The organism is Oscillatoria sp. CS-180, assembly GCF_028330965.1.
Taxonomy (GTDB): domain Bacteria; phylum Cyanobacteriota; class Cyanobacteriia; order Phormidesmidales; family Phormidesmidaceae; genus Halomicronema.
The window spans coordinates 125,656-149,903 of the sequence record NZ_JAQMUB010000067.1 but is presented as its reverse complement, the minus strand read 5'-3'; the positions used below and the strand labels follow the sequence as shown (position 1 = coordinate 149,903).

Here is a 24,248-nt window from a genome sequence, read left to right as displayed (position 1 = left end):
GCTTTGGAAGAAGCGACCGCAACCCTGGGCTTTACCGATCTGTTTTCGGGAGTCATTCTAGTGCCACTGGTCGGTGGTGCGGCAGAGTATCTCACAGCCGTTCGCGTGGCTGCCAAGGACAATATGGATCTGGCTATCTCAATCGCGATGGGATCCAGTCTACTCGTGGCGCTGCTGATTGTGCCCACGCTGGTATTAGTCGGATTAGCAATCGGTCAGCCCATGGACCTGAATTTCAATTTATTCGAGGTCGTCGCGGTCGTTATTGCAGTGGCCTTGGTGAACTTGATTAGCTTGGACGGGCGTTCCAATTGGTTAGAGGGCGTGCTGCTGTTGGCAACTTTTGCCATCTTAGGAACTGCTTTTTATTTTCATCCGGTTTAGGGGCGTTTTCTTTGCCTAGGCTTTAAAGACTGTTACCCTTGAAACGGTTTGAATGGGTTATGGTCTCAAGGGGAAAGCTCCTAGCGGTGATTTGAGGTATAAGCCATGAGATATCTCTTGGCAGGCGACATTGGTGGCACAAAAACAATCTTGCGCTTGGTTTCTGCTGACGGTGAAACTTTGAAAACATGTTATGAAAAACAGTATGTTTCTAAGGATTTTCCGGACTTGGTGCCGTTAGTTCAAGCCTTTCTGAAGGAGGCAGGGCAACAGACAGCCCAGTCGGGTCAGCCGGAAAAAGCCTGTTTCGCGATCGCTGGCCCGGTGCTCAACAACACGTCCAAGCTGACAAACTTGACGTGGAACCTAGCCGGCGATCGCCTTGCTCAAGAACTCCAGCTTGAATCAGCCCTATTGATCAACGATTTTGAAGCGATCGGCTATGGCGTGCTGCAGCTAGAAGACAACGACGTTCATCCTTTGCAAATCGGCATTCCTAACGGCAGCGCCCCTGTTGCGGTGATTGGTGCCGGCACGGGTCTAGGCCAAGGTTTCCTCATACCGCAGAATGGTAAAGCAAAGGTTTTTCCCTCTGAAGGAGGACATGCTGATTTCGCTCCCCGGTCAGAGCTAGACTTTCAGTTACTGAAATACTTGTTGGATAAGCATCAGATTGCTCGTATTTCTGCAGAACGAGTGGTTTCTGGGCAGGGTGTTGTTTCGATTTACCAGTTTTTGCGCGATCGCGGTATTGCCCAAGAGTCCCCAGAGCTGAGCGATATTGTCACCACTTGGGAAAAAGAGGCCGGACAAGCAAAATCGGTTGATCCCGCTGCCGCAATTTCTCAGTTTGCGCTGAAGGGAGAGGACGACTTGGCCGTGCAGACCATGAATATGTTTGTCAGCGCCTATGGAGCAGAAGCGGGCAACTTAGCTTTAAAGCTATTGCCCTATGGCGGACTCTACATCGCCGGGGGAATTGCGGCTAAGAACCTACCCCTGATTACCAACAATGACGTCTTTCTCGACGCCTTTACCCACAAGGGTCGCATGAGCAAGCTATTAGAAGATATCCCCGTTCGTGTTGTTTTAAATCCACAGGTCGGGCTGATTGGCGCTGCCTGGTGTGCTGCTACCCTGTAAGCTTAGCTGTTCGGCCCCAGCGGATTCGCAAGGCCTTTTCAAATTCGCTTGGGGAATGCAGCGCTTTAAAGCTTCTGAGAATAGAAATTTCAGACGGATCAGCCGATCAGGTATGCTTATTCAACTCACTCCCCATTGAATCAAGTCGTTCTATTTGCTTTCGGTGTTATGGCTGGTCATAGCAAATGGGCCAATATCAAACGTCAAAAGGCCCGCGTTGATGCTGTTAAAGGCAAAACTTTTGCCAAACTCTCCCGTGAGATCATCGTGGCGACACGCACTGGAGGACCTGATCCGGCGGGAAATTTTCAGCTGCGTACAGCAATCGACAAAGCCAAAGCAGCGGGTTTTCCCAATGACAACATTGATCGCGCGATCGCAAAAGGCTCTGGTCAGTTGGGAAGCGAGGATGCCCTGGAAGCGATCCGGTATGAGGGCTACGGTCCTGGCGGGGTCGCCGTTTTGATTGAAGCCCTGACGGATAATCGTAATCGTACCGCTGCGGACTTGCGGTCTGCTTTCAGCAAAAACGGTGGCAATCTGGGCGAAACTGGATGCGTCGGCTGGATGTTTGAGCAGAAAGGGGTCGTTACGGTTATCGGGCCAGTAGACGAAGATGCCCTACTGGTGGTGGCGATCGAAGGGCGTGCGGAGAGTTACGAACTGACTTTAATTGATGAGGATGAAGAAGGGGCGGAGGTCTACTGCGACCCCGCTGATTTGGAAATGCTTAGCGATACGCTCACTGCCAATGACTACACGGTTAGTCAGGTTGAGAATCGCTGGATACCTAGCAACACAGTTAACGTCACTGAATCCGACCATGCGCGATCGCTCCTTAGAATGATGGACGCTTTGGAAGATTTAGAGGATGTTCAATCGGTCACCGCAAACTTTGAGATGGCAGACGACTTAATGGCTGCTAATTTGTCATAGAACAGTCAGGAGACTTTGAAGCCGAAGACAGGACAAATAACGTCCAAGTGCCCCGCTAGTTTTGCAGCTTTGCCAAGAACTGTCTAAGGTGCTGGTTAGCTTCGGCATAATCGCAGGTCTGTTGAGCTTTGGATAGACTGTCTGCCAGATAGATCCAGTCAGTGTCGGAAGCAGGCTGAACCAGATCATTAGAACAGATGACGTCAGGGCCATCTCGGACATCCAACAGAGAAATTTGACCCGTTTCAGCGTCTTCAATACAGAGGGAAAGAGGCCGTAACCAGCAAGTATTGCGGTCTTCTATGCGTTGAACAAGCTCTCCATAGAGACGGGCCGTTTGACTTTCAATAAAAATAACCTGATACGTTGGAGAACTCATGCCTTTTGCATCGGATGTGCGCTCCCTTTTGGAGTTGTTTCTAGCCTAACTTGGTTATGATCACAACTGGAAGGAGTCTATAAAAGTTTTGCAAGATGCCAAGTGGCTACAGGAATTTTGAGGAACCTTTAGTAGCTCACCTTTGTCAGGTTCGATGATCTCAATTAAGATTTAGAACAGTTGCTTGCAAGTGTTGACTCTAAATATAGGGATAGGATCGGCAGATGACGGGCTGTGCAGTCAGTTCTAGCGTTACTGACTCTGACACCATCGCGCCCCTGTGCTGCGATCGCTCTGTGAGTCAATGATGGGCAGATCAGTTGAGATTTGTTTACAACTAGTTTAGTTTGAGGAGCACATTGTGGCTGTCGAAACGATTGAACGTCGATCAACATCCACGGTTCGGAAACCCGCGCCACGCTATCGCGTGCTTTTACACAACGACGACTTTAATTCTATGGAATACGTCGTTGAATCTTTAATGAAAGTTGTTCCCAGCTTGTCGATGCCGCAGGCGGTCAATATCATGATGCAGGCACACGTTGCGGGGGTTGCCGTGGTCATTATCTGTGCTCTAGAGCACGCTGAATTTTACTGTGAAGGACTTAAGGGAAAGGGGCTGACAAGTTCCATTGAACCCGAGGAGTAGATCGCATCCTTGAAGAAGTTTGTACGCTTTGTACGGTATAGCCCAGCCTTAGTTAAAGCCGTCATAGTCGTGCTGATAGTCGTGCTGATAGCTTCTCCCTTGGCGATCCCACTGTATCGGTTCGAGTATGCAGCAACAGACGGTAAATCGGTTATTTGGACGCCGATCTTGCTGTTTTTGGTATTTATAGCGGTGCTACCGTCATGGATGCGCTGGATTCACCAGTGCTTCACCCCTTGGCGTGTTGTTGGTATGCAGGCAAAACGTATTTGGCTGAAAGGATGGCTAGTCAGCTTTATAATCGGTGCGTTAGGCGTACTGATTCTATATGGTTTGCAAATGGCCTTGGGTTGGGGCGTCTGGGTCTCGCCAGTCGCCAGCAACCTGCTCCCTAATTGCGTTGAGGGGCTGCTCGTAGGGATGGGTGTGGGACTGGTGGAAGAGCTGATATTCCGAGGCTGGCTGCTCTTTGAAATTGAAAAGGATTTCTCGACGGAAGCCGCTTTGGTCATTAATGCCGGAATTTTTGCGATCGCCCACTACATCCGTCCCCTATCCGTCATTCTGGCCACGTGGCCTCAGTTTGTTGGACTGTTTCTGCTGGGTATGGCATTAGTCTGGGCCAGACGCATTCCAACTAAGCACAACCAGCAGTTCTCGCCCGTCACAACCCTAGGCCCTGCTGCGGGCCTGCATGGAGGTCTTGTTTTTGCTTACTATCAGTTCGACGTCAATGACTTAGTGGTTTCGACCCATCGGGTTCCCGCCTGGCTTACAGGTATTGATGACAATCCGCTAGCAGGGCTGCTAGGGTTAGCGTTGTTGACGGCGATCGCCTATGCCGCATACGTGGCAAGTCATCCTGTCACGGGCCCCAAAAATCTTCAAAAGAGGCCATAGCACTTTGATATGCACTTACCAGAAGATCCCGAGTCCTCTCCTCAAATCAACATCGTGCCGATGATTGATGTGATCTTTGTCGTGCTAACGTTCTTTATCCTCTCCAGTCTTTTCTTGACGCGCTCAGAGGGACTACCCGTTACGCTTCCTCAGGCTGTCACTAGCGAGAACCAGTTGAGGCAACACTTATTAACGTTGACTTTGACCAACGCCGGAGACCTGCAGTTAGGCAACGAGACGGCAACGCTAGCGTCTCTGCCGGATCAGATCCAGGCGCAACGGGTCGGCAATCGCCCAATTCTCTTAATCATCCGGGCAGACGCAGATGTCCCTCATGGGCAGGTTGTGACGGTGATGGATCGCCTGCGAACGGTACCAAATATTGAGTTGGCGATCGCGACTGAAGGTATCTCGCCAGCGTTTCAACCCTCAAACTAGACTCAACAACTAGATATACCGTATTGAACCCTGAAATATGGGGCATCAATACTGAATGTGTTGGGAAGCATTCTCAATAACAAAATCTTTTTGCGAATTTACTAGAAGATTCGCTATCATTATCAATAGCGCGTCATTAATGCGAGGTATCAGTTCAGTGGCATATACATCAGCTGCCCTTAAGGCCGAACTTAATGAGCGCGGGTGGCGCATGACTCCCCAGCGTGAAATTATTCTTGAAACGTTTCAGAACTTGCCCAAAGGGGAGCATCTGAGTGCAGAAGATCTGCGAGAGGTTCTCAGGGGCGAAGGTGAGCAGGTGAGCCTGTCTACTATCTATCGAAATTTGAAGCTCATGGCTCGCATGGGAATTTTGCGAGAGCTAGAGTTAGCCGAAGGGCAGAAGCGCTACGAGATCAATCAGCCCTCTCCCCACCACCACCATCATTTGATCTGCGTTCGCTGCAATAAAACCATTGAATTTAAGAACGATTCAGTCCTCAAAGTCGGTGCCAAGACCGCGAAGAAGTCCGGCTATCATCTGCTGGATTGCCAACTCACCATTCATGCGGTTTGTCCAACCTGTCAGCGATCGCTCATGCCTGTGTAAGTTAGGGCAGCCAGGTTGGCAAGGTGCCCTCTGAGGGTAATATTTGAGGAGCTGTCTGTGTGGGTATGGCCAATAGACGCTGATCCGTTGTCTCAAAGAGAGGAAGTAGCAGTGTTTGCTCCACTTCCGTTGCCGTAGTGACATCGTCTGGAGTCATCAGAGCAACTTCCACCAACGCCGCCAGTCCGTCAGGGGAAATATCCATTGAGACACGGGATTGAGGTGGTAGTGTCAGCAGATTAACAGACTCTTGGGTTTCCAAATTAATCGCGGTCACATAAGGCTGCTCCTGATAGGCTTCTCTAGGCAGAAGTTCGCTAGCCAGGACGTAGAGGATACGATCCGTAGGATCAAATTCAGCCGCCAGAATAGAGCCTGTCGCGTTCAAGATTTCTGTTTCCTCACCTTGATTGGTTACAACAACTAAAGTTTCTGTGAAGCGACGCTCAGGGTCATTCTGGTTGAAATCCACCATGGCTGCAGAGGAGCCGTCATGACTAATGTCAAAGACTCGACCAAACTCAGGGAGAAAATCTAACGGGGCTACCGCGCCGGCGTTCTCTGCATCGGATGCTAATGGAATAACAGCGGTTCCCTGTCCTTGCAGCAGCAGCAGCGACTGACTGTCGGGGCCAATGAGGAATTCCCCACCCGGTTCAGTTTCTAAAGGATAGGGCGCTGCTGCTTCGGGTACTATCCAAGGACCAAAGTCCGCCGGATCGGTAGTGCTGACTCGCTGAACAACAATAAGCTTGCCGTCAGGAGACAGATCAAAGGCCAAATTTTGATACTGCTCGCTTTCCAGGACCGGAGTAATAACACCCACTTCATCCGGCTGTTGAGACAGAAAGGCTGCTTCAGCGGTCACCGATAGCTCCGGTGGGTTAGGGGTTAGGCCGGTTGCAACAGTGTATAAAGCGGGTGCCAAAACTCCATCGGTTTGCTCCGCCTGCTGGACCGCTGAAAAGAGAACGCGATCGCCTAGGGGATAGGGCTCAAAATCAAGCACGGTCAGCCCAGGAGGCGTCAAGAGAACAGACTCTCCTCCTTGAGAAAAGTTGACCATGACCAAACGTCCAGTCTGATCCGCTGTGGTACCAATGTAAATCATGGCTCGATCGCGACTTTGGAACGTTCCTTCAAAGGTTTCAAACTCACCATTTTCAGTTCCTTCCGAAAAGCGATCGCGGGCCTCCGGAATCTGCACACTGTAGGATTCGCCATAGGGGACAGGAACGTCCAAGGTGTAAGCCATCCGTCGCCCAGCCCAGCTAACCCGTCCGGGAAGATGAGGCGTGATTTGCAAATTAGCTTCAACGCTTTGCGTATCCATTGGACGGCTAAAGGTCATGACAAAAGCAGGATTGTCTGCTCCAACCGTGCGTTCCTGCCAAGAAAACTTTTGCACCTTGGCGGTAGCGTGATCGCCGAGTACGACCAGCAGAATAGAGGCTACAATTAGCCCTGCCATCAAGCCAAACGACAGTGTGTCTAAGGGTTTTTTTGAGGATGCCTGAGGGCGCGATCGCCTAAAACTCATAAGGATTATCGGGTTCGGGAATTGAGATGATTTCGTCAGGCTGAATGAGCAGCCGGCGCTGACCGTCGATGGTTTCGGTCGTCATTTTGCCGCGAACGGAAATCCAGCTATCCGCCGGGAATTCGTTGCCGTGATCGCCCGTTAACTCAACGGGTAGCCCCACTGGGTAAGCATCAGCAGCGCAACAGGTGAGCACAAACCGCGCCACCATCAGATAGTCATCCCAATCGGGGGGATGGATTACAAAGCCTGTAACGCTAACCGGATCGTCCGTATAGGCATCCGGTTCAGGATAGACATTGAGGGTGCGTATCCAGTCGATGAGGGAACGTTCTTCTGGAGGGGTGCTGCGAACGAAGCGTCGGGGTTGTGAGCGCGTCAGGGCGACTGGGTCAGCAATCCCTCGCGCCAGGGCTGCATCACTGGCAAAGGGACGAGGCACATAAATGATGCCAAACACGGCAACGGCTAGCAAGATTGCCAAACTCCACTGACGCGGCATCAGGGCAATGTGCGGTAGGTTGCTGCCTCGACGCTGAGATTTGAACAGGGAAATGCTTCGCCAAATGGCCAAGAAAAGCAGCGTCCATCCGGCCCCAATCGCCAGCCAGTGATAGTCCGGGTGAAGCAACACCGCGAGTCGCCCAGTCCACCAGTACCGCAAAATCATTAGTCCCCACAGCAGCAGGGCTAACACATCCAGGACTATCGACCAGGGAAAAGATTTTTTCATTATTAAAGGCATTACCAGTTCGTGTACAGGTTGACCGCCAGCGTGAAGACAAAGGTGAGCTGCGCGGCTAGGACGAAGAGGTATAGGACGGCCCGCGTCTTGAAAGTAGTCAGCAATAGCGAAATATTTTTCAAGTCGATCATCGGGCCAAAGACGAGAAAAGCCAAAATCGAGCCGCTGGTAAAAATAGAGGCGAAAGACAGGGCGAAGAAGGAATCAACGGTAGAACAGATAGAAACAACCCAGGCTAGCAGCATCATGGCCAGGATGGAGGTGATGGGCCCCTGTCCCAGAGCTAAAATCCACTCGCGAGGAATAGCAACCTGGACTGTGGCAGCGATCGCGCTGCCCATGACCAACACAGCCCCCAATTCTCGAAACTCTTGCAGCATCATCTCCAAGATGGCGCGAGCCTTGGTTGACCAGGATTCTTGCGGCAGCGCTACGGCTCCCAATGTTGCAGCAAGAGGTCGATCCAGTTTGACGGTGCCGGTAGACTGCATGAGGTAGGTGCCGCCAGAAAGCAAAGGACTAACAGCTGCAGCAGAGGGTTTTAGTTCTAGAGACGGCAAATAGCGGGCGATTGTTGGCTGGAGGAAGGGTCGCAGGTCTTTCTGAACGCTGAAGACACAGGCAATGATGACCGAGACCAAAATGGTGAGCCCTACCCGCCAAAAAACCATAGATGGCTGATCGCGAAAGGCAATCCAGGTGGCCCAAAAGACGATGGGATTTACGGTTGGGGCGGCTAGCAAAAACCCGATCGCTAGTGCAGAAGGAGCACCCTGCATCAGCAATCGCCGCGCGACAGGGACGTTGCCACACTCGCAAACGGGAAACAAACAGCCAAACAAACTTCCTGATATCGCTGCTAGCACTGGATTTTTAGGCACCCAGTTGATCAGCTTTCGTTCATCCACCAAAACCGCAAGAATGCTCGAAAACGCCACTCCAAGGAGTAGAAAGGGAGTCGCTTCTACCAGCAAGCTCAGGAATAAGGTTAGCCCTTGGTTAAGTTGAGACATACCTGTAGGTCAGAGCAGCTACTAGACAAGACGATGGAGCCTAGACAAGGGTAGCATCGCCGAATCAAACAATCCTCCTATGATAGTGCGTCGCCATCCTAAGAACCGAACAAACTTTCTATCACCACAACCGAATTTCGCAGATGCTGATGTTGCCCGACAGACAAATATCTACGTCTGCACCCGCATCTCGACGGCGATCGCTATATTTTCCCACGTAGTAAAACAGGTTTCCATCCACTTTATGTTCAGTGGGTAATGGCTGAGTGCAGAGGGGGCAGTCAATCATCTGCGGGTCTGGATCGTTGGGTGTTAAACAGGGGAGGTTCACATTCCAGAAGCGGCCAGCCGTTTGGGTCCGCTGCATCAGTTGATGCAACACTTTGGTTGCAAGCCGCGTGGAGATCTCCCAATCGATAGGGCGTCGATCCTTAATATATTGAGAAATTGCGATACCCGGCACCCGCAGCAGCGTTGCCTCCCTCACTGCCGCCACTGTTCCCGAAACGTAGATATCTGATCCCATATTGCCGCCCGCATTGATGCCCGACAAAACCCATTGAGCCTGTGGGCACAAATAGCTCATTGCAACCCGAGTGCAGTCTGCGGGCGTTCCGGCGATCGCATACTCGTCTTCACCTCGTTGTTGAATTGCGATCGGTCCGCCTCGATTGAGCTGATGGCTACAACCCGACAGCGGTTGATCAGGAGCTACCATAACCGTTTGTTGGTGGGGTAGCGCGGCTTCGAGGGCACGAATACCGGGGGCATCAATACCGTCGTCATTGGTCAGAACAAGGATCATGAAGCAAATCCGAAAGGAATAAGGCATCTCGACTATACAGTCGAACCTGCTGCGTTGGCTGACTGTAAAGTGTAGCTTTAGCCAGCTAAGCTAGTGGTCTGCCAACTTTGCAATTGTGAATGAGTTATCCCTGCAAATGTTGAGGCAGATAACACGTTGCTCTGACCTCGCCGTCTGCCCTAGCGGAACCAGCGACGGCGATCTGTCTTACTTACCTTCCTGACGGCCTAAGGAAATCTTGAAAAATGAGGGTACGGAAGCGTAGACCTTTGAAGAGAACCCAGCGCTTGCATAAAAAAAGTCGGGCTGGAGCAACCTGTCAGAAACCCCAACCCGTTACTCAGAAGCACACGCGAGTCTACAGGATGATTTGATAATGCCCTAACCCCTCAAGTCGCGCTATGGCAAAAAGCTCAGATTAATTCAGGATTTGTTTAGCGAAAGTTCTGGTTTTGTGCAGACAAGACCAGAACTTTCAAAAAGCAGATCTGTCGTTCACTCTGCTACTTTAGAGCGTGCTTCAGCCTTCAGATTGTTTGAACGTCAGGCCATCCAGCGAAGTTGCTGCGTCTTGACTGGAGAAACAAACTCACGGTTTTCGGCTTGCGATCGCCGATATTCTGCTTTTAACTGGTAGTACCATCGAGCCAGAACATCCGAATCCTTGATCAGCCGCAAAATAGGTTCAGACTTTAGCCCGATCTGCTGCTTGATCACGACATCTCTGTCCTGGCCCAAAAATGCTGGAATCAAATAGTGTAGGAACGGTTTGAGTACCCCTCCCCAAGGAATATCCCAGTAGAACTCAAAAGTGACATCGGTCTCGTTTTCAGAGAGGGGAGTCACCGTGGTGAGATTGACGGCTCGATATTTGTTAGTCGTCGTTTCCTCCGTTCTAACCCCTGGCAAATAGAAAATAATTTCATTCTCTGGCACGCCACCAATCAGCCAATAGCCCCGCCCCATCGTGGCAGGCATCGTATGACGCCGCATGGTGAACCCATAGGGTGACGGATCGAACCATTTGATTTCTGGATTCAGTTGGGCACCGCGCCACCACCAAGACCGATGAACAAAGGGTGAGTGAGCCGGATCCATCAGACCTACCACGGCATGATCAATGAAGCAGGGAAACCGCATGGTGTAGGAAATAGCGGGCTTAGCGTCATCCGAGAAACCAGGAACTCTGGGAATATCTAGGTTAGGAGGATGCGCTTTCTTAGGATCCGAGTCCGGAATGTAAATCCACACGTTGCCCTGGACCTCCCTGACGTCGTAGCCCCTGACGTCGAAACGGCTGAGATCCATTTTCTGGTCGTCCATCAGCGAAGGAATTTCGACACACTTGCCCGCTGGGTCAAAGCGCCAACCGTGATAGCAGCACTGTACATCCTCACCGTTGAACCAACCGCAGCTCAAGGGGACTGCTCGATGAGGACAGATATCTTTAATCGCGAAGGGTTTACCAGCTCGGGTGCGACCAAACAAAATCGGCTCGTCCAGTAAGGTTTTGGCCAACATCTTGCCCGGCTTCAGCTCATGACTGGGCATGGCGTGGTACCAGATATTGCGGAGAAAGAACTGATCGTCGGCAGTAAACACCATTGATTTATGTTTCTAACAGGGATTGAATAGCTAAGCGATACATAATCTACCAAACCTGACGTAGCGTTGAGGGGGAATTGAGTGTCCCCTGAGTGACAGAACAATTCCTAGAGCAACCGACACTGCCGTAGGATAAAAGGGCAGCGGCAAGGACTCTTGAGAAGATGGATAAAGTAGCAGAACTCATTCGAATGGCAGAAGATGAGCTAACGCAGTACAGTACTGAAGCTCGAAAGATTGAGAAGCTGCGGCGCAAGTTTAGCTTCCGGGTTCCTTATCCTGAGCAGCAAGCTATTCGGGAACAGGTTGAGGCCGATATTCCAAAGAACTTCTTTGCCAAAATCGTTGAAGGTAATCGCCAGACAGTTGCCCTCCCCTTTTGGGGAATCGGAGGACTAGGTCTACTTTTAGGCATTTCCTTTCGACAACCGCTGGATCTGATTGCGACGGGCATTGGTTTCTATGTTGCCTTTCAAATCCAAAAGTGGGGATGGGATTTAGACGCCAAACGTTTAGTCGTTAAAACATTAGATGACATTGAAGCAGGCGTACAGGCCAGTCGCGCAGAGACTGTTTCTAAATAATGGCGTCTCGGTGCTTTAAGCGAGGGCGAGATAGACCGCGATCGCACCCCCATCTCCGCTAGCAAGACAGATCGTGTTCCTTCGTTAAAAGATGAGACAATCAGAGTTTAACGATTGAAAAACCCTAATAGATCTATGGCTCACATTGAATTTGCTCGCGGTGTTGTCGAAGAAGTTGTCCCTGACGTTCGACTAACGCGATCTCCCGACGGTAGCGATGGTACAGCTACCTTTTACTTTGATAATCCCAAAGCGCTTTCTGAAGACGAAGGCGTTGAGATTACCGGGATGTATATGATCGATGAGGAGGGTGAACTCTCTACCCGCGAGGTCAAAGGCAAATTTTTGGATGGCAGACCCGCTGGCATCGAAGCCTTTTTTGCTATTAAGAGTGAAGCCGAATGGGATCGCTTCATGCGCTTTATGAATCGCTATGCTGAGCAGAACGGTCTTGGGTTTACTAAAAGTTAAAGATAATGCCTCATACGCCCCATTCGGACTCAGCTGCGGTAGCGGTTGATTGCGCCGTATTGACCGTTAGCGACACTCGCACTGTTGATACCGACAAAAGTGGTCAGCTTATCCAGGCAAAACTGCACGCTGCCAAACACCGGGTGGTGGCCCACCAGATTGCTAAAGATGACCCTGAGCAAGTCCGTAGGCTAGTCCAATCTTGGATAACCAATGACCAGATTGCTGTGGTTTTGGTCAATGGTGGGACAGGGATTGCTGCCTTAGTTTCTGGGGTGCCAGAGGACCTCATTTATTCGTGTAAGAGGGCTACTGGCAAAACTGCGCCCAAATAATAACCCCTCAATGCGCTGGGCACTGAGGGGGCTTTTTATAGGAGGCAACCCATAAGGTGTTGAATTAATATAATGTCCCTCTCGGAACGATTTCATCTTGGCTCAGAGACATAGTGATAGGGAAGTGGGAAGAAACTAAGCTTAAGAAAACAGAAGAAATGCCTAGAGGACGATAAATATTTCTTGAAGTGCATTGACGATGTCTGATCTCTTTGAGTAGGCAAAGCCGTTGTCAAATAGCTCATGGTGCTTGTGATACGCCCGATCTCCTGTAGCCGTAGAGCTTCTGAATAACAATTTGTTGAGTTTAAGTATCAATACCTATTTCTTCTGTTTGCATGGGGAGATATACGTTGTACTTATTTGGAAGCCTACTATGCTTTCAGAAACAGAACTCGTAGAGGCGTTTATTGAAGCCTCTATTCATGGTCAAGAGACACTTCTAGCCAATAAGCAATTTTTAGCTGAGAGCCGATTTGGCACCAACCATCTGATGCACAAGCAGACGGGGTTGCTGGCTAAGGTTAACGTCAAACAAGACCCTACGGAGTTTTGGGTGCGCCATGATGCCCCCAACTACGAATGGTTCCAAGACCTGTTGCAGCAGCACCAGTTCTTGAGCACGGGTCAGCATACTGACGATGGTTTGAGCAGTTATCAACATGTGCCATCAAAAGATGGCTATACCCTCAACTGCCAGCCCGCTCGTGCGCTTTGGAAAAATTGGCGGACGCTGTACCGCATGTACGAGAACATGGACAAGGCCCAAAAATTGCTCATTAGGGAGGGGCACGATTGGGAACAGATCCGGAGTATGACCGTTAGCAGCAATGTCCTGTTCATTGAAACTCCAGCGGGTGAAACGTCTTGCAGCATGGATGATGCGATCGCGTGGCTCAGTGAAACAGAGACTGCTGGACCGACTCAGGAGGATGAATCTGCTCAAGCAACCCCGCCAGCCCAGGAAACCCAGCCGGTTGGAGATCCTGGTGGATTTTCGGCAGATGGATTTATCGCTTAACCGCGCATAGCCATACGGCAATCCCCCCAACGATACGTTGCAATACAAGCTAGGAGTTGCCTTCGAACAGTCACTCCTAGCCAATTTATTGAGGTGCTTTCTCGATGTCGCTTCCTCAGTCCGGCTATTATCGGTTTCCCACCATTCACCGAGATCAAGTGGTCTTTGTCTGCGAAGATGACTTGTGGAGCGTGTCTGTCCAGGGTGGTCCGGCGGTAAGGTTGACGGCCAACCTAGGAGCAGTCAGCCATCCTGCCCTTTCCCCTGATGGCACTCAATTGGCCTTTATCGGTCGTGAAGAGGGCGATGCCGAAGTATACGTTATGCCCGCTGAAGGCGGCGTTGCCAAGCGGCTCACCTTTTTGGGAGCGAATACTGCGATCGCAGGCTGGAACACCAACAGCAGCGCCATCATTTTCTCCAGTAACGCAAGTCAACCCTTTCCTCGCCTCACAACGCTTCACCATATTCGTCCTGAGGGTGGTCTCCCAGAGCTGTTGCCCTACGGTATGGCCAATGCGATCGCCTTTGGATCTGGCGGTAGGTGTGTCCTTGGCCGCAATATCGCTGAACCGGCCTACTGGAAACGCTATCGGGGTGGACGTGTGGGGGTGCTTTGGGTCGATGCGACTGGCGATCGACACTTCACAAAACTCCTGAATCTGCCTGGCAATAGGGCTGCGCCGATGTGGATTGGTGAGCGGATCTATTTCATCTCCGATCACGATGGAATCGGCAATCTATACACCTGCACTCCAACGGGCGAGGAGGTGCAGCGGCTCACCGACCACCGTGAGTTTTATGTCCGCCATGCCGCCACTGACGGACAGCGGATTGTCTATCAGGCAGGGGCCAGCTTGTTTTCCCTAGAGGTTGCCTCTGCTAAGGTGCAGGAAATCTCGGTTCAGTTCCGCAGCCCTCAGGTACAGCGCCAGCGCAAATTCATTGATCCAGGCAAGTATCTGGAAGATTACGAGCTGCACCCAGAGGGTCACTCTGTGCTCATTACCAGTCGTGGGCGTAGTCTTTCTTTCGGCAATTGGGAAGGCGCTGTCATCCCCATCGGACAAACTGATGTGGGTCGTTACCGTCTAACCCGCTGGCTCGCTGACGCCATTCGCTTTATCACCGTGTGCGATCGCAGCGGTAGCGAAACATTAGAAATTCATAGCTCCGATGTCGATACACCTCCTACAGTCCTCTTAGGGCTCGACATTGGCCGAGTTGCCAGCCTCAAGGTCTCTCCTGTCGCAGACCAAGTTGTGCTGACAAACCATCGACATGAGCTGATCTGGATTGATGTCACGAACCAAAACATGCGGGTGCTCGACCGTAGTCAATATGGCCGCATCCAAGGCTTCAACTGGTCGCCCGACGGACAGTGGATGGTCTACGGCTTCAGTGAAACCCAAGTGACCACTTCCATTAAGCTGTGTCAGGTCAGCAATGGGCAAACCTATCGTCTGACATCCCCTCGCTTCTGTGACTTTAACCCGACGTTTGACCCTGACGGCAAGTTCATTTATTTCCTATCCGTGCGGGACTTTAACCCGGTTTACGATACCGTTTATTTTGATCTGAATTTTCCACGAGCTACCCGTCCTTTCTTGATTTCTTTACAGGCTGAGACGCCCTCGCCTTTCGTCCCTATTCCCCAACCACTCGACGGCAACGGCGCTGCTAAAGAGGAAACTGCGTCACCTTCTGCCGCCGCCACTGTTTTGCCAGACGCCGACCTTGCTGCACCACCGTCGCTCAGGATTGATTGGGAGGGCATTGAGCAACGTGTGGTTGGCTTTCCGGTACCAGAGGGTCGCTATCACCAGATTGCAGGACTCAAAAACCAGGTCCTGTTTAGCTCGTCTCCTATTAAAGGCAGTCTGGACCGTAAGTGGACCAGCACTAAACCGTCTACCGACGCGAAGATTGAACTCTATGACTTCGCTACGCAAAGCCGTGAGCTTGTCGCCAAAAATGTCACTCATTTCAAGATGGGTCGCGACCACAAAACCTTGATTTATCGATCAGGCGATCGCCTGCGCGTTTGTGCGGCCAAGGCTCAGGCCAAAAATGGGAGCACCCAAAACAAGGGCATAAACGGTGCTGAAAAACCGAACCGCAAGACGGGCTGGCTCGATCTAAAACGGGTCCGTATCACTGTCATCCCCCATCAGGAATGGCAGCAGATGTTCCGCGAAATCTGGCGGCTGCAGCAAGAACAGTTCTGGACTGCCGATCTCTCTGGAGTGGACTGGGACAGAGTTTATGATCGCTATCGTCCGCTGCTGGATCGCGTCTCTACCCGGGCTGAGTTTTCCGATTTGATTTGGGAAATGCAGGGTGAACTTGGCACGTCTCACGCTTACGAAATGGGGGGCGATTATCGAGAGCAGCCTCAATATCACTTGGGCTTTTTGGGTGCTGATTACACCTACGATGAGGCGATGGATGCTTACCGTATCACCCACATTGCTCAAGGTGATACGTGGACAAAGCACGCAGCGCCGCTACAGCAAATTGGCTTGAATGTAAAAGCGGGCGACTATTTGGTGGCGATCGCAGGTCAGCGCCTGAGTCAGCAGCTTGCTCCCCCTGAATTGTTAGTGCACCAAGCGGACTGTCCGGTTCAGATCACGGTCGCGGACAGCGCTGAACACCATCACCGCACCCTGACAGTGCATACACTTAAAGACGAAAGCTTGCTCCGCTATCGAGAGTGGGTAGAGCGCAACCATGAGGTCGTGACCCAAGCAACGGAGGGGCGCGTAGGCTATGTTCATATCCCGGACATGGGTCCAGCGGGCTATGCCGAGTTTCACCGCTACTATTTAGCAGAGGTCGACAAACCGGGATTAGTGGTGGATGTGCGCTTCAATCGTGGCGGACATGTGTCTCAGCTCATTTTAGAAAAACTGGCGCGACAGCGAATCGGCTACGACGTCCCTCGGTGGGAACAGCCAGAACCCTATCCGTTTCATTCACCTGCTGGTCCCGTAGTCGCGGTCACCAATGAACACGCCGGATCCGACGGCGATATCTTTAGCCACTGCTTTAAGCTGATGGGGATTGGCACCTTGATTGGCACTCGCACCTGGGGCGGCGTCATCGGCATTTCACCCCGACAGCGACTCGTTGATCTCAGCATCGTCACTCAACCGGAATTCTCCTTCTGGTTCAAAGATGTTGGCTGGCAGGTGGAAAACTACGGCACCGATCCTGATATCGACATCGATATTCCTCCCCACGATTGGGCCGCTGGCAACGATCCACAACTGGACAAAGCCATTCAACTCGTTCTGCAAGAATTAGAGAAAAGTCCAGTGGAGCGGCCCGACTTTAGCGATCGCCCCCAACTCCACCTACCCACTTAAGGAGATTTCCGACAATAAAAAAACCGGCTGTGGTGTATTACGCTGTGTTGGTGACGCCCTAGCAGCAGTCAATTTTGTCCTAGAGATCCCCTAAATAGCGCTTCAATTCCGTCAACTATAGACCAACACAGGCACTCGCTCGTAGGCTGGAGTTTGCGACTGGGGATCGAGTACATCGGCATCCTGCATTTGCCCCCAAATCCCCCAATTCTGGGGGACTTCGACCTCAGAACCCAAATTTGGGGGGCAGGGGGGCCAAGTCAGGCAACGTCGGGACAACTGCAAGATCTGAGGTCCACCGATCTATAGATATTCTGCGCGAGTTCTAGTTAACCGTTGGGTTTGAGCTAAGGTAGCATTGCCCACCTTCTACGCAAGGCATAGCAGTAAAACCAGCGAGAAAGTAGCGGAGATAACTTCGGTGTTGACCGAAATACTTGTTTTGAGTGGAGTTACGTGCGAATACTCTGTCGTCTTGGCTCATTCGAACCCACTATCTGCAAGCACAACACAGCTAGTCCAAAGCATTTCAGACAGCAGACCTCCTCCTATTGAACCTGTACTGCCCGTGCCGCCGCCTACCCCATCGCTAGAGCTGCCAGAATTACCGCCGCTTGATGACTTACTGCCAGCAGCCCCTACAGAACCTAGGGTGCCTGAAACACTGCCCATAGAGAGTCCTGAGACTATTGTGGTGGAACGCTTTGAAGTTCTAGGCAGCACCATTTTTAGCGATGCAGAGCTAGAGGATGCACTCCGGTCTTACACCCAGCGTCCCATTACCTTTTCTGAACTTTTGGACGCGCGGAGTGTTGTTACTCAGCTTTATCTAGACGCCGGGTATGCCACATCGGGAGCTTTTATTCCTGCTGAGCAAATTGTGAATGATGGAGAAGTCACGATCGCTGTTATAGAAGGAGCGGTAGCTGCAATTGAAATTCAGGGCTTAACCAGGCTGAGAGAAGAGTATGTTGTGCGTCGCATAGAACAGGCAACCGGTGCGCCACTCAACCTGAATCGTTTACTGGAAGCCTTGCAGTTATTACAGCTCGACCCCCGCATTGAGACCATTTCAGCGGACCTGCAAGACGATATCAAGCCTGGACAAAGCTCACTGTTTGTGGAGCTGACGGAAGCCGATACTCTGAGCGCAGACCTATTTTTTGATAACGGACAGTCAGCGAGCGTGGGCAGTTTTCGTCGAGGAGGTCGATTGACAGAGCTAAATCTGACGGGTCGCGGAGACATAGCTAGCACCTCCTACAGCAATACTGAGGGTAGCAATACCCTCAATTTCAGCTACCGCTTTCCTGTCAACAGTCGAGGCGGCAGCATCAACCTGGACTATGAGTACAGCCATAGTCGTCGAGTGGATGATTCAGCCTTTAGCTTTCTGAATCTGGAGACGCGATCGCACCAATTGGCAGTTGGCATTCGCCAACCCATTTTACAAACGCCGCTTCAGGAACTCGCGTTAGGCATTAGCTTAGGCTACGAGATCTCGCGGACAACTGCTCAGCCAGAAGGATTTGAGCGCTTTGGGTTTCCCATTGTGGGGGCACCGGATGGGGAAATTCGGGTGACGACTCTACGATTTTTACAGGAGTGGAACCAGCGAAGCGATGACCGGTTTCTAGGCGTGCGATCGCAATTCAGCTTAGGTACGCCTTGGTTTGGCAGTACTGTGAATGCAGCGAATATACCCGACAGCGAATTCTTGTCTTGGCAAATTCAAGGGCAATGGGTGCAGCAGCTAGCAACAAATACACTGCTAGTTGGGCGAATCTCAGGACAGTGGGCTGATCGAGCACTTTTGCCCACAGAACAATTCCGCGCTGGGGGTATCGGCAGCGTACGGGGATATCAGCAGGATCAATTTCGAGGAGACAACGGCATCTTTGCCTCTTTAGAGACAAGACTCCCCGTCATCACCATTCCCGAGTGGGACAGTCTCATGTCTGTTGCCCCCTTCGTTGACTATGCCTACTTATGGGATAGTGACACCGGCAGCAACACTCAAGAACTCTTTGCTGTTGGGGCTGGCCTAATTTGGCAAATCGATGATTGGGGCACTGCGCGACTAGACTGGGGCATCCCGCTCACTGATTCTGCTCCCGAAGGAAATTCTTGGCAAGAAAACGGTCTGATTTTTTCAATTACCGGTAGTTTTTAGACCTGCAAAAGCTCAGATCGTTTAGGAACGGGAATTTATTGAAGTATCCACTTTGAGCTTTGGATTCACCGGTAGATCAACCATTCAAAATTCAAAATTGAGAACTTAAAATTCACTCATTCCTTAGCAGGAATTGCGCTAAAATATTTCGCTTAATATAGCCGTCACCAATTCCGTTGAGACAAGACAGCAAGCCATTTGACTACGCGCTGAGACCCGGAGGCTATTGAGTGTATAAGTCGGGATAGCTAAAACTGAACCTATAAAAACTTTTGCAGATATTTGATCAGTTTAGGCGCTTCCATCACACCTTTGATGCGACTAGTGAGTTCTCCTTCAACAAAGATCAGGCTGGTTGGAAGAGATTTGATTTCGTAGCGGGAAGCTAGCTGAGGATATTTTTCTGAACTGATTCTGACAATTTTAATGCGATCGCCCATCTGACTTTTTACTTGTCCCAAGATGGGGGCAAACTGCTGACAATAGCCGCACCAATCCGCATAGAAGCTTACCAGGGTAGGTTTATTTCTATCTGCAATGAGGTCTTCAAAGCTGGAAAATTGTTGCCTAATAGCCATAAGCAGCAGCCGAGAATTAAAAAACGAGAACTAAAAGACAAGAACAGGAAACACAACCGGAATTTCGAGAAAGATTGGGTATTCCGTTTTAGGAAAAGTGCGATTTAATTCGTTCAGCCTGACGAGATTTCCCAATGGTCATTGTTTTCTACTGTTACAAAATCAATCTTTATGACGAACTCGCCGACGCTATTTTTTCCTCAACGGTCATGTTTTTTCCAATGCCGCCTCATGAGGGAGAAATTATCCAGGTTCGTTCACTAGGACTCCCGGCGATTATTCGCAAAATTGACCACTGCCACATGCTGATTGAAGCCGTTTCAGTGCCCACCGTTGAAGTCGTGGTGTGATATCAAGTTTGCGGCGTTGTCCCTGTAGGACAAGTTGGGCTAGCCTCTACCTCTTCCACCTTGCGAACGCGACGAATGAGCACGATTTCCTCCTCTCGGCGCACTAGGGTACGCACAGGCGCGACACAAACAATATCGGTTGCCGGATTGCGTTCAAACTGGCTGAAAGACAGCTGATCTAACAAACTGTGATCGCCCGATACAGCCGCCGTAACAAAGACCGGCACAGGGGAATTAGTAGGCTGGGGCTTTGTGGGAGAAGGAGGAACCGAGACCTGAGGCGAAGCGGGGCGATCGCCCCCCAAAGTCACGTTTTGAACAGCGGGTTCCGGCGTTCTTGACGGCGTAACGGGTTCCAGCGTTTTTGACACTGGACTGTAAACAGCCAATCCAGCCCAGCAGCCAAACGGATCCGTAGTAGTGACTAACGTTCCTTTTCCAGTTGCCGTATCAATACGAATCACCTGACCGTTGCTGCCACCCACGCCTTGATAATTGCCTGCAACACCATAGAGAGTATTGTTGATAAACTCCATACTGGCCAAGCCCGGAAAACCAATATCACCAATCAGCCTGACCTCTCCCGTTGTGAGATCGCAGGTTGCCAGATACTTCTTCAAATCAGTATCCAGCAGCGTAATGTAGGCACATCCCTCAGAGTCGAAAGCCAACTCACCGCAGAGACGATCGCGATCGCTCAACGTCACCACCGCCGTTCCCTTCCCCGTCTCCAGGTCAAGCTCAACGATTTGGCTATCTCGGTGAGCCGTGGCATAAAGCTTCTGATTCACCGGATTGCAGGCCAGCCCCACAACGTCGTATCCGGTATCGCCTACCGTTTTCGCCTTTGCCGTTGTTGGGTCAATCGCAATCAGCTTCATTGATTTACGAAAACCAAAATCCTTCTTGTCGAGACCATACAGCGTTTGACCAACAAAGCTGAGATCATAGATCTCCGTCCCAATGCTGCCAATCAGGCGAGTTCTCCCCGTTGCCAACTCCAGAACATACAGCCGACTAGCTCCACTCGTCCTGAAATCCTGCACATAGACCGTACCTGCCGATAGTGTTTGACTCATCGTTTCTCCTAAGCATTTACTCAAAGACTATTGTGATGATGTAGATGCCAAAAACTTGCTTTGTATAGCTTTTCTATCCCACTATTTTTTGCTATCCACCCGCAGCCTGCAGCCGTTGCAACAAGATGCGATTGCCCTGCTGTTGAGCTAACTCAAGCGCCTTTCGAAAATCAGATTGGGCCGCCTCCCGACGTCCAGCACTGTTATTCGCGATACCTCGATTGTGGTAAGCCTCTGCATAGCTGGGACTGAGGGCGATCGCACGACTATAGCTTTCCAGCGCCTGAGAAACCTTTTCCAGTGCTAAATAAGCATTACCGCAATGATTGACCGCCATTGGCTGATTCGGATCAATCGCCAGAGACTGCCCATAATTCTCCAGCGCCTCGTCATAGCGCTTCATCTGATAGAACAGGTGACCGATATTGTTGTAAGCCTCAGTGAACTTCGGATTCAACACCAAAGCCTGGTCAAAATCATCGATCGCCTCCTGATACGCCTTCACTGCAACGTAACAGTTACCCCGATTGTTATAGGCTTCCAAATACTGCGGATTCTGCTCAATTGCCTGCGTGAACGACGCGATTGCCCCCTCAACATCTCCCCCGGCATAACAAGCATTGCCGCGATTGTAATAAGCCCGCGCATAGTCCGGGTGCAAACTCACCGCCCGAGAATAATCCGCGATCGCCTCAGCATACCCACCCAGAGCATAGTAAGCATTCCCCCGATTGTTGTACACATACGCCCAAGCATCATTCGCCGCGATCGCCCGCGTATAGTGCTCCAGAGCCGCCTGATACTCCCCCCGAGCAAAACAACCATTCCCCATCACATACGCATTATCATCCGCAGACCCCTCCACAGCAGACTCATCTCCCACCGATATCCCCTCCAGCGATCGATCCTCCCCTACCCCCCCTTCCTCACACCCATCCCTCATAGACAAACCCATCTGCGCCAACTGCGGATCCTTCCCCCGCCCCAACCACCAACCAACCCCAATCAACCCCAACGTTCCAGCACCCAAAATTACCAAAACCATCCAGACGCCTGTAATCTCCGGCAGTCCTTCCAGCAGCATCCAGTCAACCATCACGCTCACCTAAGCTCAGGCATCCTGCTGAACATCCGTCATCTGAGCCGTATTAATCGGCGTCGTTCCCATTGGACAAGTCGGGCTAGCATCCACCTCTTCTACCTTGCGAACTCGACGCACAATTGTAATTTCCTCCTCCCGACGCACAATCGTACGCACAGGAGCCACACACACAATGCGTTCCCCAATATCCCAAATTCTTGGATCGTCCACTGACAACCCTCCGACAACAGCAGGAACGCGGTCAGGTGCTCCTTTGGGCTGACCTTGAGGGATCTCCGGAGAAGGCTCTGTATAAGGAGGCGCTTGAGGAGGCGCGATCGCCTCTGGAACAGATGACACCGAATCCTCAGCCTTATCCGATACCGAAATCATGCGAGTTGGCGGTTTCACGGTCGGCTTTAATCGCATCGACGTATAGATATTGCAATTCGAGTCGAAGGTATGACGTTCAGCGTGAAATAGGTGCAGTTCGTACTCCTGTCCGACCTCCAGCCGTAAATCGTTATAAGCGTCTCCAGAGCTGATATCCAAGTCATCTCGTAGATTGAGATATAAAACAGAATTCTTGTCGATCGCCCGGTTGTTAGGATTTTGCAGACTTAGATCAATCCGGGCTTTGGCCGGTGCATGGAGGCCACCCAAGTCAATCACCAATTTGCCATCGATAAAGACCCACAAATCATCGTCACCCTGAAATTCAAAAAACTCACGACCCTGATAAACAAACGTCGTCGTGACTTCTTGAGTGAAATGGTAATTGTGAGTCCTGGCCTCGTCACTATCAAAGCGACCCTTAATATCCGCTTCAGTGAGATACTCTCCTGGCCCCTTTTCGATATAGCCCAAACGCTGCTCTGAATCTCGGATATTCTTGGCTACGACGCTCGCTAGCTCACCGTTGCAATAAATCTCGTCATGAAGTGTGCCAAAGCTTGCCGACTGGTCATCTAAAGGAAAGAAGCGATCGCTTTCAAACTTGTACTGGGGCTGACCTTCAGCGGTATAGTCTAGGACCAGTTCCAGGGGCATCCGAAACGTTCGGTTAAGGCCAGGGCGATCGCGATACCACTGGTCAAACGCCTCCTTCCCCGAAGTAGTCTGAGTTCCCTGTTCAGAATCCCCGCGATAAACCGGTTTTTTGTCGCTTCCCAACCGAGCCTGCACAATTCCCTTCTCCGGAAGCGCCAAATCCTGATGTCGATTCCACAAGGTTTGCTGATCGTTCTCAAAGTCGGGATGGTCAGCTCGAAAATCGCGGATAATTGAAGTGAGCGTGATTTTCTCAGGCTGCTGCGTCATAATCTCAGAAATACTCTAGACAACACCAACAAAAACACTGCCAAAAGCAGTAGCAAAATAGCTGCTAAAAGATGCCAAGAAAAACCAGCCTTGGAGTTTTCTAAAACGTTTGGTTGATTATTTTTTGAACTGCCAGTCTCTTCAGCATCAAAAGGGCGAACAGAGACTGGCAGAACAGTCGTCAACCTGTCAGAAGTAACAGCGTCTTCTCAGTTAGAAGTTTGCGCCTGAAAAGCAATACCTTCCTCCTGTTGAACTTGAGTCATCTGAGTCGCGCCAACAGGACAAGTGGGACTAGCATCCACCTCTTCAACCTTACGAACTCTGCGAATCAGAACAATCTCCTCTTCACGCCGCACCATCGTACGAACAGGAGCAACGCACACAATATCGCGGTTTGGATCGCGGCCAAAACTGTCAAAACTCAATGCATCTAGATTGTTCAGCGAAACAATGTTGCCGTTATTTTCAGCCATGGGAGAGAACCTCTTAACCAATTTCAAAACAGAGTAGATTGCAGCGCTTTCTGGCAGTTGAAAGCCTACATCAAACTATCAAGATCAAACTTGATACACAACCATCTATACTCAGGCTTTTGCGATGAGCTTACCTTTCTTACTTTTTATGCTTTTTGTATGTTAAGTCTGATGAAGAATGCACCTTTATCTCACTTTTTATTGCTTTTTAAAGTGATTCCGTGCTGTATTTGTAGGTAAAAATGAACCCTAGAAAGATCGC

Annotated in this window: 25 protein-coding genes and 1 pseudogene; 14 read left to right on the top strand and 12 right to left on the bottom strand. The window is 50.8% G+C overall.

The features are described 5' to 3' along the window. From PN498_RS16260 to PN498_RS16250, 3 genes and pseudogenes are all read left to right on the top strand, one after another. Window positions 1-384, top strand: a pseudogene (locus tag PN498_RS16260) (calcium/proton exchanger); the annotation flags it as partial. Window positions 385-489: 105 nt separating this feature from the next. Then, window positions 490-1,527: a glucokinase gene (locus tag PN498_RS16255; RefSeq protein WP_272063978.1), complete on the top strand. Its 1,038-nt coding sequence runs from the start codon at window positions 490-492 to the stop codon at window positions 1,525-1,527. Window positions 1,528-1,695: 168 nt separating this feature from the next. Then, window positions 1,696-2,463 carry a YebC/PmpR family DNA-binding transcriptional regulator gene (locus tag PN498_RS16250; protein ID WP_272063976.1) on the top strand — a complete coding sequence of 256 codons (768 nt, stop codon included), beginning with the start codon at window positions 1,696-1,698 and terminating at the stop codon, window positions 2,461-2,463. Between the two features lie 55 nt (window positions 2,464-2,518). On the opposite strand, the gene PN498_RS16245 is transcribed toward PN498_RS16250, so the two are convergent. Next, a complete protein-coding gene (locus PN498_RS16245) occupies window positions 2,519-2,842 on the bottom strand; it encodes a hypothetical protein (protein WP_272063975.1) in 324 nt (107 codons plus the stop codon). A 361-nt stretch (window positions 2,843-3,203) separates the two neighbouring features. Here PN498_RS16245 and clpS point away from each other — a divergent pair, with 361 nt between their 5' ends. The 4 genes from clpS (at window position 3,204) to PN498_RS16225 (ending at window position 5,439) form a co-directional block, all read left to right on the top strand. Next, window positions 3,204-3,491 carry an ATP-dependent Clp protease adapter ClpS gene (clpS, locus tag PN498_RS16240; RefSeq protein WP_272063973.1) on the top strand — a complete coding sequence of 96 codons (288 nt, stop codon included), beginning with the start codon at window positions 3,204-3,206 and terminating at the stop codon, window positions 3,489-3,491. Window positions 3,492-3,500: 9 nt separating this feature from the next. Next, the gene (locus tag PN498_RS16235; protein ID WP_272063972.1) at window positions 3,501-4,391 is read left to right on the top strand and encodes a CPBP family intramembrane glutamic endopeptidase; all 891 of its coding nucleotides are present in this window, start codon (window positions 3,501-3,503) and stop codon (window positions 4,389-4,391) included. Between the two features lie 9 nt (window positions 4,392-4,400). Continuing rightward, on the top strand, window positions 4,401-4,829 hold the full coding sequence (locus tag PN498_RS16230; RefSeq protein WP_272063971.1) for an ExbD/TolR family protein: 429 nt from the start codon (window positions 4,401-4,403) through the stop codon (window positions 4,827-4,829). A 157-nt stretch (window positions 4,830-4,986) separates the two neighbouring features. Continuing rightward, the gene (locus tag PN498_RS16225) at window positions 4,987-5,439 is read left to right on the top strand and encodes a Fur family transcriptional regulator (RefSeq protein ID WP_334312261.1); all 453 of its coding nucleotides are present in this window, start codon (window positions 4,987-4,989) and stop codon (window positions 5,437-5,439) included. Between the two features lies 1 nt (window position 5,440). Here the strand turns inward: PN498_RS16225 and PN498_RS16220 are convergent, their stop codons facing one another. The 5 genes from PN498_RS16220 to PN498_RS16200 all read right to left on the bottom strand — a co-directional run bounded on the left by PN498_RS16220 (window position 5,441) and on the right by PN498_RS16200 (window position 11,147). After that, on the bottom strand, window positions 5,441-6,979 hold the full coding sequence (locus PN498_RS16220; protein WP_272063968.1) for a hypothetical protein: 1,539 nt from the start codon (window positions 6,977-6,979) through the stop codon (window positions 5,441-5,443). Further along, complete coding sequence (locus tag PN498_RS16215; protein ID WP_272063966.1) at window positions 6,969-7,712, bottom strand: TIGR03943 family putative permease subunit; 744 nt, start codon at window positions 7,710-7,712, stop codon at window positions 6,969-6,971. Before PN498_RS16215 ends, PN498_RS16220 begins: the two co-directional genes overlap by 11 nt. An 11-nt stretch (window positions 7,713-7,723) precedes the next feature. After that, on the bottom strand, window positions 7,724-8,737 hold the full coding sequence (locus tag PN498_RS16210) for a permease (RefSeq protein ID WP_272063964.1): 1,014 nt from the start codon (window positions 8,735-8,737) through the stop codon (window positions 7,724-7,726). Between the two features lie 121 nt (window positions 8,738-8,858). Then, window positions 8,859-9,542 carry a 5'/3'-nucleotidase SurE gene (gene surE, locus PN498_RS16205; RefSeq protein WP_272063962.1) on the bottom strand — a complete coding sequence of 228 codons (684 nt, stop codon included), beginning with the start codon at window positions 9,540-9,542 and terminating at the stop codon, window positions 8,859-8,861. 543 nt (window positions 9,543-10,085) lie between these two features. Further along, window positions 10,086-11,147 (bottom strand): aromatic ring-hydroxylating oxygenase subunit alpha, encoded by a 1,062-nt coding sequence (locus tag PN498_RS16200; protein WP_272063960.1) that lies wholly within the window; start codon window positions 11,145-11,147, stop codon window positions 10,086-10,088. Window positions 11,148-11,311: 164 nt separating this feature from the next. Here PN498_RS16200 and PN498_RS16195 point away from each other — a divergent pair, with 164 nt between their 5' ends. From PN498_RS16195 to PN498_RS16175, 5 genes are all read left to right on the top strand, one after another. Further along, complete coding sequence (locus PN498_RS16195) at window positions 11,312-11,731, top strand: hypothetical protein (RefSeq protein WP_272063959.1); 420 nt, start codon at window positions 11,312-11,314, stop codon at window positions 11,729-11,731. Between the two features lie 135 nt (window positions 11,732-11,866). Beyond that, window positions 11,867-12,202 carry a photosystem II reaction center protein Psb28 gene (gene psb28, locus PN498_RS16190; protein ID WP_272063957.1) on the top strand — a complete coding sequence of 112 codons (336 nt, stop codon included), beginning with the start codon at window positions 11,867-11,869 and terminating at the stop codon, window positions 12,200-12,202. A 5-nt stretch (window positions 12,203-12,207) separates the two neighbouring features. After that, window positions 12,208-12,537 (top strand): MogA/MoaB family molybdenum cofactor biosynthesis protein, encoded by a 330-nt coding sequence (locus PN498_RS16185; RefSeq protein ID WP_272063955.1) that lies wholly within the window; start codon window positions 12,208-12,210, stop codon window positions 12,535-12,537. 376 nt (window positions 12,538-12,913) lie between these two features. Further along, window positions 12,914-13,558, top strand: coding sequence for a hypothetical protein (locus PN498_RS16180; RefSeq protein WP_272063953.1), 645 nt, complete (start codon window positions 12,914-12,916; stop codon window positions 13,556-13,558). Window positions 13,559-13,662: 104 nt separating this feature from the next. Next, entirely contained in the window at window positions 13,663-16,929 is a 3,267-nt protein-coding gene (locus PN498_RS16175; RefSeq protein ID WP_272063951.1) for a S41 family peptidase, read from the top strand. A gap of 111 nt (window positions 16,930-17,040) precedes the next feature. Here the strand turns inward: PN498_RS16175 and PN498_RS16170 are convergent, their stop codons facing one another. Beyond that, window positions 17,041-17,214 (bottom strand): hypothetical protein, encoded by a 174-nt coding sequence (locus PN498_RS16170; RefSeq protein WP_272063950.1) that lies wholly within the window; start codon window positions 17,212-17,214, stop codon window positions 17,041-17,043. Between the two features lie 190 nt (window positions 17,215-17,404). On the opposite strand from PN498_RS16170, the gene PN498_RS16165 reads away from it, so the two are divergent. Then, the gene (locus tag PN498_RS16165; RefSeq protein ID WP_272063948.1) at window positions 17,405-19,102 is read left to right on the top strand and encodes a ShlB/FhaC/HecB family hemolysin secretion/activation protein; all 1,698 of its coding nucleotides are present in this window, start codon (window positions 17,405-17,407) and stop codon (window positions 19,100-19,102) included. Between the two features lie 260 nt (window positions 19,103-19,362). On the opposite strand, the gene PN498_RS16160 is transcribed toward PN498_RS16165, so the two are convergent. Continuing rightward, window positions 19,363-19,680: a thioredoxin family protein gene (locus tag PN498_RS16160; protein WP_272063946.1), complete on the bottom strand. Its 318-nt coding sequence runs from the start codon at window positions 19,678-19,680 to the stop codon at window positions 19,363-19,365. Window positions 19,681-19,814: 134 nt separating this feature from the next. Between PN498_RS16160 and PN498_RS16155 the strand changes: the two genes are divergently transcribed. Then, entirely contained in the window at window positions 19,815-20,030 is a 216-nt protein-coding gene (locus tag PN498_RS16155; RefSeq protein WP_272063944.1) for a hypothetical protein, read from the top strand. 2 nt (window positions 20,031-20,032) lie between these two features. Here PN498_RS16155 and PN498_RS16150 read toward each other — a convergent pair whose 3' ends face one another. The 4 genes from PN498_RS16150 to PN498_RS16135 form a co-directional block, all read right to left on the bottom strand. Continuing rightward, window positions 20,033-21,109: a YncE family protein gene (locus PN498_RS16150; protein WP_272063942.1), complete on the bottom strand. Its 1,077-nt coding sequence runs from the start codon at window positions 21,107-21,109 to the stop codon at window positions 20,033-20,035. Window positions 21,110-21,200: 91 nt separating this feature from the next. After that, a complete protein-coding gene (locus PN498_RS16145; protein ID WP_272063940.1) occupies window positions 21,201-22,205 on the bottom strand; it encodes a tetratricopeptide repeat protein in 1,005 nt (334 codons plus the stop codon). A 15-nt stretch (window positions 22,206-22,220) separates the two neighbouring features. Beyond that, a complete protein-coding gene (locus tag PN498_RS16140; protein WP_272063938.1) occupies window positions 22,221-23,510 on the bottom strand; it encodes a fibro-slime domain-containing protein in 1,290 nt (429 codons plus the stop codon). A gap of 209 nt (window positions 23,511-23,719) precedes the next feature. Further along, window positions 23,720-23,986 (bottom strand): hypothetical protein, encoded by a 267-nt coding sequence (locus tag PN498_RS16135; protein WP_272063937.1) that lies wholly within the window; start codon window positions 23,984-23,986, stop codon window positions 23,720-23,722. Window positions 23,987-24,248: the final 262 nt, after the last annotated feature.

Excerpts from the sequence above, each read along its gene's own strand:
- PN498_RS16255 (WP_272063978.1), top strand. The coding sequence starts at position 490 with ATGAGATATCTCTTGGCAGGCGACATTGGTGGCACAAAAACAATCTTG.
- PN498_RS16250 (WP_272063976.1), top strand. The coding sequence starts at position 1,696 with ATGGCTGGTCATAGCAAATGGGCCAATATCAAACGTCAAAAGGCCCGC.
- PN498_RS16245 (WP_272063975.1), bottom strand. The coding sequence starts at position 2,842 with ATGAGTTCTCCAACGTATCAGGTTATTTTTATTGAAAGTCAAACGGCC.
- PN498_RS16230 (WP_272063971.1), top strand. The coding sequence starts at position 4,401 with ATGCACTTACCAGAAGATCCCGAGTCCTCTCCTCAAATCAACATCGTG.
- PN498_RS16220 (WP_272063968.1), bottom strand. The coding sequence starts at position 6,979 with ATGAGTTTTAGGCGATCGCGCCCTCAGGCATCCTCAAAAAAACCCTTA.
- PN498_RS16215 (WP_272063966.1), bottom strand. The coding sequence starts at position 7,712 with ATGAAAAAATCTTTTCCCTGGTCGATAGTCCTGGATGTGTTAGCCCTG.
- PN498_RS16210 (WP_272063964.1), bottom strand. The coding sequence starts at position 8,737 with ATGTCTCAACTTAACCAAGGGCTAACCTTATTCCTGAGCTTGCTGGTA.
- surE (WP_272063962.1), bottom strand. The coding sequence starts at position 9,542 with ATGATCCTTGTTCTGACCAATGACGACGGTATTGATGCCCCCGGTATT.
- PN498_RS16200 (WP_272063960.1), bottom strand. The coding sequence starts at position 11,147 with ATGGTGTTTACTGCCGACGATCAGTTCTTTCTCCGCAATATCTGGTAC.
- PN498_RS16195 (WP_272063959.1), top strand. The coding sequence starts at position 11,312 with ATGGATAAAGTAGCAGAACTCATTCGAATGGCAGAAGATGAGCTAACG.
- psb28 (WP_272063957.1), top strand. The coding sequence starts at position 11,867 with ATGGCTCACATTGAATTTGCTCGCGGTGTTGTCGAAGAAGTTGTCCCT.
- PN498_RS16185 (WP_272063955.1), top strand. The coding sequence starts at position 12,208 with ATGCCTCATACGCCCCATTCGGACTCAGCTGCGGTAGCGGTTGATTGC.
- PN498_RS16180 (WP_272063953.1), top strand. The coding sequence starts at position 12,914 with ATGCTTTCAGAAACAGAACTCGTAGAGGCGTTTATTGAAGCCTCTATT.
- PN498_RS16175 (WP_272063951.1), top strand. The coding sequence starts at position 13,663 with ATGTCGCTTCCTCAGTCCGGCTATTATCGGTTTCCCACCATTCACCGA.
- PN498_RS16160 (WP_272063946.1), bottom strand. The coding sequence starts at position 19,680 with ATGGCTATTAGGCAACAATTTTCCAGCTTTGAAGACCTCATTGCAGAT.
- PN498_RS16155 (WP_272063944.1), top strand. The coding sequence starts at position 19,815 with ATGGTCATTGTTTTCTACTGTTACAAAATCAATCTTTATGACGAACTC.
- PN498_RS16150 (WP_272063942.1), bottom strand. The coding sequence starts at position 21,109 with ATGAGTCAAACACTATCGGCAGGTACGGTCTATGTGCAGGATTTCAGG.
- PN498_RS16145 (WP_272063940.1), bottom strand. The coding sequence starts at position 22,205 with ATGGTTGACTGGATGCTGCTGGAAGGACTGCCGGAGATTACAGGCGTC.
- PN498_RS16140 (WP_272063938.1), bottom strand. The coding sequence starts at position 23,510 with ATGACGCAGCAGCCTGAGAAAATCACGCTCACTTCAATTATCCGCGAT.
- PN498_RS16135 (WP_272063937.1), bottom strand. The coding sequence starts at position 23,986 with ATGGCTGAAAATAACGGCAACATTGTTTCGCTGAACAATCTAGATGCA.